This window comes from Pseudovibrio sp. WM33 (genome assembly GCF_001623165.1).
Classification (GTDB): Bacteria; Pseudomonadota; Alphaproteobacteria; order Rhizobiales; family Stappiaceae; genus Pseudovibrio.
The window spans coordinates 16755-28976 of record NZ_LMCK01000055.1 but is presented as its reverse complement, the minus strand read 5'-3'; the positions used below and the strand labels follow the sequence as shown (position 1 = coordinate 28976).

Here is a 12222-nt window from a genome sequence, read left to right as displayed (position 1 = left end):
CCCAGCCAATAAACCGCAGGTGTCTGAAAGAGGCCTGCGGTTTATCCCGTTTTTGCTGAAGCTCTTGCCAATGCAAGTTCGGAATAGCCTTTCCAGAAACTGTATTGCATCAGGAACAAGCCAACGCGATAAATAAAGTCCGCGAAGATTACACCTGCCAGTCCGGAACTCATTGAGACGCCGAATACATAAGCCAGTGGCAAGAATATAAGCCATTGCGTGATTGCTGAGACTGTCCAGGCTCGCCCGAACAGTTGGGCACCTTGCAGAACATAGTTCATCACTGCTCCCGCAATGTTGATTGGCAAGATTAAGCAGGAGAGAGTGAACACCATAATGAGTTGCGGTTCATCCAATGCTTCTCCCAGCAAAAGGGTCAGGACATCCTCAGAGAGCACCATGACGAGCAGAGCGTAGATCACAATGGGATATGCAGCACCTGAGATCATCTTCAGACCAACCTGTTGGGCTCCCGACAGGTCTTTTGCCCCAACTGCCTGACCTACCTGACTGATCGCGACGCTTCCCAAAGCATTTGCCACATAAATCGGGATGAGTGTTGCCTGAGTGATAACCTGATAGACGGCCAAAGCTAAAACACTGAGATGCCCGACAATCCAGTAGCTTGAAAAGATCCCAAGAGCGTAGATTGTGCTTTGAGAGGCTGACAGGATTGCCTTCCTCAAAATCTCGATGATCAAAGGCACAGACAAGACTCCAAGCCTCAGTTTTTGCTGCGAGATCTCTTGTAGTGCTGCTGACACATAGAAGACCGCTGCAAGCGCAAATGCGATAAACGTACCGAACCCAACTCCTGAAATTCCCAGTTTAGGAGCTCCAGCCCAACCGAATGCCAGCATGACAGTTGCAACGGCATTCACGATCTGCGTTCCAATGCCGATGTAGGAGACGGTCCACGCTTTGCCGACAGCAATAAGGAGACCGCGGGAGGCTCCGCACATATAATAAAACGGCGTCGCATAGAGGAGGAATTCCAGGTATCGCCTTGAGGCTTCTCTAACCTCAGCGTCCGGATTCATAAAAACAAGTATGTCTTCGAGAAAATAGATTGAAGCTGCTGTTAGCAAGAAGCCAAAGCTTACGCCCAAGATCAGACAGATCACAAACGCATCCAACACTTCGTTGTTTTCTCGACTGGTCAGAAATCCAGCAGTGAAGGATTGGATTGCGATGGAAAAGCCGTTGGAGAATGAAAACAGGACATAAAACATCATGCCGCAGATGCCGACCGCGGCAACAGCGGGTGCACCGAAATAGCTGGAGACGTAAGTGTCTGTCCAGTTGGTGAACAAGGCAGCGCTGCCGGTGAGGAAGAGCGGTAATGCCCGCAAATACATATGCTTAAACGAAATCATCGAAGTATGGATTACCGGAGAAAAGGTAGGAACTTAACTTAGCCAGCATACACCGTTCCCATGAGGGTGATAGATGAAAATAAGTAATTCAACCTATACTTTACCTTAGCTCTCGACCTGCCTCCGTTTTTCTACATTTTCTGAAAGTAACTGTTCCGATCAGCACAGTATCTCCTCTGTAGAAGTGCCAATCTCAACTGCATTGAGATCTTCATTCCAAGATCTCTTCCACTCATGGTGAGGAGTATGCCATGGCTGAGACGACTGCATTTGATGAGTTGGTTCGGGCGTTTTCGTCCAGTTTTGATCTGGACCTGCCAGAGCCGTGTAATGGTGCCTATTTCTTCTGCGTCGATGAGCGCAGTCATCTGATTTTGTGCCAACATCATGAGGATTTTATCATGATGGCACTGACGAGTGGTCTGCGCAAGGTTGACCTTTCTGCTGACCAGGCTCTCATGCTTTTGAAAAGCAACGGCAACGCATTCACTCAGCCACATATCATCGCGTCGATCACCGGACAGCGCGTTTCTCACTGGACTGAGGTTTCTACGGGTGGTGGCGTTGAGCTTATGCGTAGAGCGTTTGATCTGCTGCTTGATGCAAACGCACGACTGGAGCGCGCGCAGCCTTCTGCTGAAGAGAGCGCAGACGATGTAATCCATGTGCCTTTGCCCAAGTACGGCTCAGACATGGTGATCATTGGTTCCTGATTACTCTGACAAATCAATGGAATTTACTGTTTTCACGTTGGTGTTCCGGCACTCCTGAACAATGGAGGCCAACACCGGGAATTTATGAGGTGTCCCGTGGGTCGTTCTCCAATTCATTCAAAAATTTCGCAGCCTCAGGTCAATCCAGACCAACAAGGGGCCACACCTAAGAAAACAACCAGTTCTCATAAAGGGCATATGCTGGGCCATGCCGAGCCAAAGAATGTGCATCGCTTGCTGGATCAGCTGGATGAGCTGAACGGAAAATCTACAAAGCACAGCCGTCCAGCAAAGGCCGGGGCGAAAGACCCTCAATTGCGCCCACTCGCTTATCACAAGCATCATAAACCGGAGGGTGAACCATCTAACCCGACGGATGGAATGTCACGCGCCGCAAAGAAGCTTCGCTATGAAGGCTACCGATTACCTCCAGAGAAGTTGATGGGGCACGGTGCGAGTAATACCGAGGCGTCCTCACAGCAGAGTGCAAAGCCAGTTCCAACCGAAGCAGAATCCCCGCTCACTGCACATGCGAACACGCTTGATCACATGACATCAGATCCTGATCTGAGCGATTACGTTATTGTTGACACTCCCAAGCCTGAGGGAAGCCAGACGGCTGCTGTCAACGGCACGTCCCAAGCTGTTGGGCAGCCTAAGTTGGAGACTGTTGAGCAACCATCTGCACCTCAGCCACGCAGCGAACCATTAGAGTTAAAACCACATCCGGCAATGCTGGCTATGCATGAGTTGGATTTGGCGGTGAGCCCGGAGCTTGAGCAGCAATTCCAAGCGTATCAAGAAAAGAAAACGGCCTTTATCAATGACCCGACAGGTACTGCACATGAAGGACCGGAAGCTGCAAAAAAGCAACGACTGATCACAGGTCTGTTGGGTATGGCTCAAGACAAGGCTGACACATATCTGCGTATGCAGTTTAGAACCGGGCTGGACAATGATGCACGTGCGTTGGCCAAGCAAATCTTTGAAGATGCCGCTCATGATCCTCGCTTCCTTGCCTTCCTGAAGGTCGCAGCACTGGCTGCACCAGAGGATTTATCCAGTAATCACAAAGAGCTGCTGGTGTTCCTGAGCCAGAACTTGAAGGCCCTGAACAAAGAAGTTGTTGGCGATGTCAACACGCTCTTGCGCCAGAATGCTTTTAGCAAGGGTTTGAGTGAAGCAGTCGATACTGCCAGAGCACACGCTGTGACCGAGCAGGATGTGCGTTATCTGAATGATATCGAGAAATATGTTGTTGCTTATCGAATGGCAACTTCCAAGCAGCTGGGCGAAGCGCTGAATGCCAGCAATGATTTGCTGGCTGCCATGAGCTTTGGAGATGCGATCCTTTCCAGCACAGAAAGCCTCTCACATGAGAATGGCCGGGCGCAGTACGCGTTGGCCAGCCTACGTGAGGTGGCATCGCAGTTGACTGAGCAGCATCTGGCGGACCATCACAGCGCCAAGAAGACTGAGGCATGGATCGCTAAGCAGCCGTGGGCGGCGCTGATCTCCGTTTCCATTCAGAAAGATGGCGGATATTACGACATCAACACAGAGCTGCGTCACGATCCTGCTCCGAGAACAGTAGGCAACAGTACATTCTTCGACAACAGTGATGTGGTTCCGCAGCAGGGACTGACGAAGAGTGAGTTGCGCGATAAACCTCAACTGGTTTTGAATGGCCTGCGCTCCAATGAGATGATGGAGGCCCTGAAACTGGTGCCGACTGGTGAGGATGGCGTAGATGAACTGCCGATCGTTAAAAAGCCAAGTGATCTGGCGATGGCTTGGAGCAGTACGCTCGTAGCGGCTAAGCAACGGGGTGATAACATCTCGGCCATGTTGCCAGACTACTTCATTCTGAAGCAGGTTCGCTATCACAAGATTGAAGGCTTCCTGATTGAGAACGATATGCTTGAGCCAGCCTGGGTGGTTGAATACAAGCCGACCTCTCATACCATGTCAGAAATCGGCAAGATGAGAGCGCTGCCGCAAGCTGCTGCCAAAAACCTCGCATCGCTGACTGTCAATCTGAATGAATTGAAAGACAGTCAAACCAAGCAATCCGGCGAGCTTTCTTCTATGAGAGAGCGTCTGGACACCTTCTTGAGCACAAAAGGTAATGGCCTGCTGATGAGTTTTGGCAAGGCTCATTTTGCGCTGGATAAGCTGATGGAGCATGTTCGCGATGACGTTCATGCACGGATTGAAAAATCGGGTGGGAGCCTGAAGAAGATCCAGAAATGGATTTCAGAGCAACCTTGGGTCGCTTTGTTTGATGTTTCCATCACGCGTCCTGAAGGAGGCAAGAAGAGCGAGTATCTGATTTCTGTCAAGCAGAAGACGGCTCCAGAACCTGCCAAACCAGATTACACAACAGTTACAGTTGAAGATCCGGAAACGCAGGAAGCAAGCGCAACAGCTCAGGAGACGCCTGATGAATTTCCGGGGCTGACAGGTTCCTTGCGGGCTTTATTACAACCGGAAACGCGGACGCAATTGATCCTGAAGCCAACAGGTGAAATCAGCTTGGGTGCAGAGATTGTCGATAAGCCAAGCAAACTGGCACGTGAGTGGGGTGAGCTGCTCGCCAAGAACAGCCATGCTCAGGATGAGCTGCCAGATTTTCTGGAGTTGCGTGAGGTTCAGTATCACAGCGAAACCAGAAACGTCTTCCGGAAAGGTCATCTGAAAACGTGCTGGGTGCTGGAGTTCAAGCCGGACGCTCTGAATGCTGGTAGGAGCTAAAGCTTGGGGAGTGCGGTCAACTGACTGCACTCCTGATCTTTAATCGTCAACGCTTGTAGATGATTGGGAACCAGTCTTCTCGCAGGATTTGCCCTGGCTTCATATCATGACCCGGGAATGGCGGAGATGTGCGGCCCGGGCGTTCGATATAACGGGCATCGTCGCCCAGCAGACGCAGTGAGAATGCGCGGCGGCGCTGTTCAGTGGTATTACCGCGTGCGCCGTGCAGCGTGTAATAGTTGAACGCGACTGCATCACCCGGTTCCATCTCCCATTCGCGGATCGGCATGCCTTCTGCATCAGGGTCCGGGATTGGCATATACTCGTCGCTGTCGCCATAAAAGTTCTGCTCGGACAGCCAGCGAATTGGCAGCACGGGCTTTTCCCAAAGATGAGAGCCAGCAACACTGCGCAAGGTGGCGCCGGTTACCGCGTCCATTGGCGACCAGAAGCTGACGGTTTGCTGTCCCTCAACAAAGTAGTAGGGTCCATCCTGATGCCATGGCGTTGCTTTGGAGGTTCCCGGTTCTTTGACGAGTACGTGGTCGTGGAACATCTGAACGGTTTGGGATTGCATCAGGTCTGCTGCTGCTTCTGCCGCTGGTGAGTTGTTCACCACCTCGACAAACTCAGGAATACGCTGCCAGTTGCAGTAGTCATCAAAGAAGCGACCGCCCTCGCCTTCCTTCAGGTTTTCTGCTGCATATTCTCCCGGCTCTGCCATGTTCCGCTCAATACCAGCCCTGATCAGATCTACATGATCCTTAAAGAGGCCCTTGATCAGTACAACACCTTCGCGCTGGTAGGTATCGATGTGGTCCTGAGTGATAAGTGAAGATGGCATAGCCCCGTCCAGTCTGTTAGCGAAGCCGACAGTCTGGACGAAGAGTCACGCTGGATAAATACAACTTATGCTAGGCGATCTGGAGATTTTCTCAGGCAACCGTTGCGAAGGGCTGACCGACTTTAACCAGAGTTTCTTTACCTGCAGCACTGTTGGCGACAAGATCTTCGCTAAAGTTTACCGCACCCGGCTCAAACAAGACAACAACTGTTGAGCCACCAAACTTGAAGTAGCCTTTTTCATCCATCTTAGCGACGTGGCCGGAAGTCTTTGTGTTTACAATGCTACCGACACCAAACGCGCCGACTTCCACGTAGCACATGGTGCCCGCATTTTCGGTCTTGAGCAGTGTGTAGCTGCGTTTGTTTTCGCCAAACACATCTGGACCAGCGCCCAGAGCAATCGGGTTTACAGAGTGGTAGGCACCCTGAAAGTCTCTTGCGTTAACAATTTCGCCCGCACAAGGGAAGTGATAGCGGTGATAATCTGCCGGGCACAGGCGCACGATTGCCAGTGAACCACCGATAAAGCGATCTGCGATATCTGGCAGCATTTTGCGGATGGAGAATGGATGGCCTTTCACTGGGGTAAAGGTGTCTTCATCCAACTTAGGGAAGACCAATACACGACCATCCGCCGGGCTAACGATGGTGTTTGCGCCAATATCGAACGGGCGTGTGCCTTCTTTCAGGTGACGGATGAAGAACTCATTAAAAGACGCAAAGCTCTCCTGCGGGTCTGCAAACTCTGCTGTGTCGATGTTCAGCTCATCAATCGCGCTCTGGATTTTGCCTTTGGAAAGCGGGCTGTCATAATACCAGCCCATGGCCTTGCTGAGCGCAGCGGAGCGGAACAACAGCTTTTCGATCAGGCTTGAGCTGGAATCCTGATAGGCCCAACGGATCCACTTCTCCCCCAGAACCGTTTCTTCAAACTCTGTGCCGGTTTCACGGTCAATAACGATAATGGGTTGTTTCTCAGACATCTGGCAGCCTTGCTCGCAAATTACGAGGCTTTACTAGGTGAGATACTCAGAGAAGGCAAGCCGCGCGGCAAGTAACCATTCGTTTTATTTCAATATCTGCAAGTGGTCACAATTCTATCTTCACTAGTTCGCTCAAATCTCATGCCAAACGCCCGATTATGCCTCAAATCCAGAACATCAGAGACTAAGTTACAACCAACAATCCATCACGTTGCGGAGTTTCCTATGCCGGAGAACAAGCTCACTTCAGAACAGCACCACTGGGCGCAAAAGGTCTACAGGCGTTTGCAATGGAAGTTCCCATTGGTGGAGGGAGATCCCACTGAGGAGGGTGAATTTGAAGACATCCCGCTTGATGACGTTTCCCTTGATGCAACGGCTGAGAGTAATGAAGAGGTCACTCAAAAAACCGATGCGGAACCAGATGATGAGCTGACTGCCCGCAAAAAAGCGCACGATGCGGAACTCGGAAATCTCTTCAAGCGTCTCAGAAAGGCTGCCAAGTCCATCAGGGTTGCCGGAAAACGCAAACCTGTCTTTACCGAAGAGGATGAAAGTCAGGATCTTTTTGAAGCAGCTAAGGAGTTGGGAGAAGAACAGATTGAGCTGGCTAAAGATCTGGTTGGAAAAGAGGATGAGAACGGTTTCACGGATCTTGGCGCAATCAAAGCGCACACCGACAAGGCGGACCAATACCTGAAGACAATGCAATCCGCCTATCAAAAAGGGCGCGGTAATGCGGTTGAGGAGCTGGTTGAGCTTAAGAAAACTGCAGCATTGCAACAAAAGCGCGTTGAGGATGTCTACAAAGAGCGCGAGCCTGTCTTGCTCTGGAATGTGGACTTGTCTGCAGTCGATAAGGCTTATGACGCGACGCGAGATAACTTCACGGAAATGAACAGAGCGATCTCCGGTTATGTGGTGTCAGAGGTCGACAGGACGCTCTCAGTTGCAAAAGAGAGATACACTGTTCTGAAAGATGCGATGGACAGCGCGAAGCGATACGCGGATGCTGCTGGTACCGCGCTTTTGCTGAAGGTGTCGATCGCTCAGCGAGAAATTCGAGATCTGGCTGGTCAGCGCGTCACATTGGATAATAGCCCACAGCAGCAAAGTACCTTTGATAAGGTTTATGGCGAAGCAGCGGCTGCAGCAAAGAAAGCAAACGATGCAGTTCTCAGCAACCGCGGCATAGACTGTGAGAACGCGCTGGAGGAAACTGAAAAGCTCATTTCGCAGATGCAGCAGGTGTTGTTGCAGGCAGTTGTTGGAACTTCAGAAATCGAGATCACTCCACCGGAAGGTTTCGATGAGGAGGAACTCAAGAGACTTTCAGGTGAAGTCACCGCTCAGGAAAGCGCTGTTGAGGGACTTAACGGTCAACGGGATATTGTAAAAAACCACGGTGTCAACTTCCCCTCTTTCGAGGCAGCTTATCAATCTGCCCGTACGGCGATCCTAAGCGCGCGTACCGATCTCCTGGCCAAGAGTGTCCGTCTTGCTCAAGAGAGCATCATGGACATTCGTGACTGTGCGGCTGACATGCGGGACTACATAACTGAAGCGGAATCAATGCTTCAGATTCAAACTCAGCAAATTGAGGATCTTCGCAGAACACTCGAACCACTGGCAGACACGCGCAAAGACTTTGAGAGATACGCGCAGGCTGACGAGAAGTTTGGTGGCAAGCAGTTGGTCCGCTTTGATGCCCTTTGCGGTGAAGTGACTGCACTTATTGATTACGCAGAGGCCTGCGTGGGTGGCCAGCGGGTTGAGGAAGCTGATCAGGCTATTGGAAACTCACGCAATGGTTTGAAAAAACTGGAGAAAGAAACCCGTAGCTTGCAGTGGATGCCGCAGGTCAACACTGCTGCGACTGAAGCTGAAGCCCGGGAGATGCTGCAAAAGGCTATTGCACGTATCAATGTGGAACTTGAAGATTATGACAGTATGGGCAGTGTCTTCAGAGACAACGAAGAGCGGCTGATCTACACCAACCTGCATGACAAGGCTGCAGGCTTTGCCGAGCAAGCATCGGTCCTTATGGAACGGAAGAGGTTTGAGGCCTCAGAGGAAGCGCTCGACAATGCTCGTATTACGCTCGATTCCATGGAAATTGCCTATGAGCGCGGCGCGAATACTGCTGCAAAAGTTGAGGGTTATCTTGCAGATGCCGAAGCTGCGAAAGACCGGATCAATGCTGTGTATGAGCAAGGGACCGCTCTGCAAGATCCTGACCATAAAAACGACTTCCTGAGCTACAACAGTATTGCCAAAGATTTCGCCTTTCAGGTGGAAGGGCTGATTGCGGAAGGTAAAGTGAGGGATGCACGGGCCATTTTGAGAAATCTCAAGGTCGCTCTGGCAAATCTGGAACGCTGCGTTACGCAGACACCGCGGAAGAAAAAGAAAAGAAAAGCTGAGCCTGCACCGAACCCAGCGCAGCAACAGGCACCTCTTGATCCTCATAGTGCGGAGCAGGCTGAGCTGGTGCAGCAATTTGATCAGACCCGCGCCGCTATCAATACGATTTTCAGTCAAGCACGACCGCATTGTGTTGATGAGTATGTGACTGATCTGGAAGCTGCCTATGCTGACGCAATGCAACATCATGAAGAAGGCAGTACGGCACTTGCAGGTGATGATCTGGAAAGCGCACGTGCATCTCTTTCTGAAGCAAAGAAAGATCTGATCATCCTGCAGAAGATACAGGACAACAGCCGACAGATCCTGAGCTCATTGTTGAATGGTTTGTCTGAAGGTGCGGCATACTATGAGAACATTATTGCCGGAATTCATCAAAAACGCGCTGAGTTTGATGCCTGGAACATCGACCTGACTTCATTTGATAGCTCTTACAAAACCTCTCAGGAAACGCTGACTAATCTTCGCAAAGCGATCAAAGATCAACTCGTCGACTTTGCCAAAACCATGATGGACAAGATTGAGGATGACCGGAGAGCTTTTGAGGAAGCCTATGATACACTTTGCGACACGAAGGATAACCTCCGTTCAGACCTAATCATAGACGTTTCTGACAGGCAGTCGAAGCTTTCGCGGCTATTTGCAGCGCAGGATCGCTTTGACGGGAATGAGGCTCTTCTTGAGCGTTATGCAAAGTTTCATGCGATGGCATTGGTTTGCACCCAGATCATGCTGGATCATCTGAAAGTAGATGAAGGGAAGGAAGCGGAGAAGCAGTTTGCCCAGTTTGACGAATGCGTGGCGGTCCTTGAAGAGATGTTACAGGCCGCAACCCTGCCAGTTACAGAAGAAGAAAGTGAAGCGCAGAACCTCGATCAAGATGAAGCCGTTGCGATTGGCATTGAGCAGATACAGCGTGAACTCAAATCTTACGGTAAGCGCAAGGATATCTTCAAAAATGCCGAGGAACTCTCCAATTTTGAGAGCATGTTTAAGACTGCAGAAGCTTACCTCAAACAAGCCGTAACCCAACTTGGTTCAAACGCTGCTCAAGATGCACTGGAGAATGCCGAGATTACGATGGACAGTGTGCGCATCGCTTTTGAACGTGGACAGCGCACCGCCGCCAAGATTGAGGGGTATCAGATCAAAGTTGAGGAGCTGGTTGAGACCATCAACAAACTCCACGGTCAACGCAGCGTCATTCAGAATGATGACGATCTGGCCATATTCTTGGACAACAACGAAACAGCCAGCGAAGGGGCCTACAAAATTGAGAGCTTCCTGAGCAAAGGCAAGGTTATGGAAGCAGAGGTGCAGTTTGGCTTCCTCAACAGCCTCATCGCCAACATGGAACGGATGTTGAAACAGCACACCACCAAAAAACGCAAAGGCATTTTCAAGCGACGAGGTGCAATGCGTCAAGGCAAGAAAAAATAGGCTTTTGGAGTGCATTTTTGCCGATGCTTCAGCGCTTGTTGCAAGCGATGTTTGAATACGTTTGGCAATATTTCTCTGCAATTCTGCCCCTACATGTTTGCATTTTAATTCGGGATTGGAACGCAGAATGAGACGCTTTTTCACGACAGGTTTGTGCCTGGTCGCCATTGCTGGTTTGGCTGGTTGCCAGACAACAACGCCCGGGCAAGGTCGTCTGGGTGGTAAAGCGGTTGACTTTGAAGTGACTGAGAGCTTCTTTGGCAGTGGCGGAGCAGCGACAACAGCTACATTGCCAGATGGCGAGGTGTTTACAGGTAAGCTTGTTACTGCGAAGAGCCAGACCACCAACATTGGAGAAAGTGACTTCGATGATGGGTTTGATGATTTCAACGACTTCGATGATTTTGACGGCTTTGACGACGGGCCGTTCTTCGTCTCCACCTTCTCAACCACGTACAGCCCTTATGCCCGCGGTGTTTTGTTCAGCGCAAAACGGAGCATGCGCTGTGTTGTGACGCTTTCCAATCCGGCTGGTGGGTTCTCTGATGGTGGTGTTGGGCAGTGCAAGCTCTCCACTGGCGGGTCGTTCCCAGTCGAGTTTTAGAGAGCGAAATTTTTCTCACACTGTGCTTTTTGTGATTGCCGACCAAGTTGTCCCTGACCTACAGCCAGATCAGGGGCTTTTGGCTGTGGTGACTGCCTTGTATGAACCGACTTCCAGACAGCCAAAACCGACATTTAGCTATTCGGGATTGATGAACTACAATGAAGACTATTTTAAAGATCGGTGTGTGCGTCGCTGCTGTTGCAGTTCTGGCGGGTTGTCAGTCCACCACAACTGGGCAGGGACGTGTTGTCAGCAAAGACGGCAAGAACTCCCAGAGCGTGACTTTTCAGGTGACGGAAGAATTCCTTGATGATGGCGCGGCCTCCGCTGTGGCTACGCTTTCCAGCGGCGAGTTTTTCACCGGCAAGCTGGTGACTGAGAAAAAGCAGACCGAGAGCGTCGAAGACGGGTTCTTTTATGACGATGACGACGATGATTTCTTCTCTTCCAGCTCTTCCACCACGTACAATTCAAGAGCCAAAGGCGTGCTGTTCAGCGCTGCTCGATCCATGCAGTGCCAGATCACTTTGAGCAACCCAAGCTCTGGATTCTCAGATGGCGGCGTTGGCGAGTGTAAGATTTCTACTGGCGAGACTGTGCCGGTGCAGTTCTAAGCGAACCTTAGATAAAAGCCTGAGAAGCGCATTGCCTCTCAGGCAAGTTCAGCAGAGGGACTACCTCTGCTCGCTCTCTATGCTTGTTAGGTTTTGGTGAGGTCCAGCGCGCAAGGTTCGAGCAATTCCGATATCTTCTCGCTACATCCCTGCACATCTTCTATGTGGCTGCGCACAGTATCAAACAGCGTCAGCAACGCTTCATATTCCTGCGTGTGCTCCATGCGCTCACTCATCACCACACTCATGGAATAAACCAGATTTTTGAGGTGGCTGGATGAAAGGTTGAGCTGGTCCACTTCATTGCGAAGGGACATATGGGCACTTTTCTCATTTCCATTGGTCGTCATTTCATACCTCTAAGCAGGCGGTGAAAGATCCGCTCGGCATAGAGCTTTCGACGGCCCACTGGCGAGCGGGAGGTTCGAAACCTGGCTTAGACAGGCGGGTTTATTCCCCCGCAAA

9 protein-coding genes are annotated in these 12222 nt (G+C 50.8%); 5 read left to right on the top strand and 4 right to left on the bottom strand.

Annotation, left to right across the window (positions count from 1 at the left end; translation table 11 throughout):
• Positions 1-41: 41 nt before the first annotated feature.
• Positions 42-1358, bottom strand: coding sequence for an MATE family efflux transporter (locus PsWM33_RS09915; protein ID WP_244276682.1), 1317 nt, complete (start codon positions 1356-1358; stop codon positions 42-44).
• Positions 1359-1627: 269 nt separating this feature from the next.
• Here PsWM33_RS09915 and PsWM33_RS09910 point away from each other — a divergent pair, with 269 nt between their 5' ends.
• Both PsWM33_RS09910 and PsWM33_RS09905 read left to right on the top strand, forming a co-directional pair.
• Positions 1628-2089, top strand: a complete 462-nt coding sequence (locus tag PsWM33_RS09910; RefSeq protein WP_063286593.1) for a hypothetical protein — start codon at positions 1628-1630, stop codon at positions 2087-2089.
• Between the two features lie 96 nt (positions 2090-2185).
• Complete coding sequence (locus tag PsWM33_RS09905) at positions 2186-4843, top strand: hypothetical protein (protein WP_063300109.1); 2658 nt, start codon at positions 2186-2188, stop codon at positions 4841-4843.
• A 46-nt stretch (positions 4844-4889) separates the two neighbouring features.
• Here the strand turns inward: PsWM33_RS09905 and PsWM33_RS09900 are convergent, their stop codons facing one another.
• Positions 4890-5687, bottom strand: a complete 798-nt coding sequence (locus tag PsWM33_RS09900) for a phytanoyl-CoA dioxygenase family protein (RefSeq protein ID WP_057461629.1) — start codon at positions 5685-5687, stop codon at positions 4890-4892.
• A gap of 91 nt (positions 5688-5778) precedes the next feature.
• Positions 5779-6672: an archaetidylserine decarboxylase gene (gene asd, locus PsWM33_RS09895; protein ID WP_063294170.1), complete on the bottom strand. Its 894-nt coding sequence runs from the start codon at positions 6670-6672 to the stop codon at positions 5779-5781.
• A gap of 225 nt (positions 6673-6897) precedes the next feature.
• On the opposite strand from asd, the gene PsWM33_RS09890 reads away from it, so the two are divergent.
• From PsWM33_RS09890 to PsWM33_RS09880, 3 genes are all read left to right on the top strand, one after another.
• Positions 6898-10536, top strand: a complete 3639-nt coding sequence (locus PsWM33_RS09890; protein ID WP_063300108.1) for a hypothetical protein — start codon at positions 6898-6900, stop codon at positions 10534-10536.
• Between the two features lie 127 nt (positions 10537-10663).
• Positions 10664-11140 (top strand): hypothetical protein, encoded by a 477-nt coding sequence (locus PsWM33_RS09885; RefSeq protein ID WP_063300107.1) that lies wholly within the window; start codon positions 10664-10666, stop codon positions 11138-11140.
• Between the two features lie 161 nt (positions 11141-11301).
• Positions 11302-11757, top strand: coding sequence for a hypothetical protein (locus PsWM33_RS09880; RefSeq protein WP_063297302.1), 456 nt, complete (start codon positions 11302-11304; stop codon positions 11755-11757).
• Between the two features lie 86 nt (positions 11758-11843).
• On the opposite strand, the gene PsWM33_RS09875 is transcribed toward PsWM33_RS09880, so the two are convergent.
• Positions 11844-12107 (bottom strand): hypothetical protein, encoded by a 264-nt coding sequence (locus PsWM33_RS09875; RefSeq protein ID WP_063286587.1) that lies wholly within the window; start codon positions 12105-12107, stop codon positions 11844-11846.
• Positions 12108-12222 lie beyond the last annotated feature (115 nt).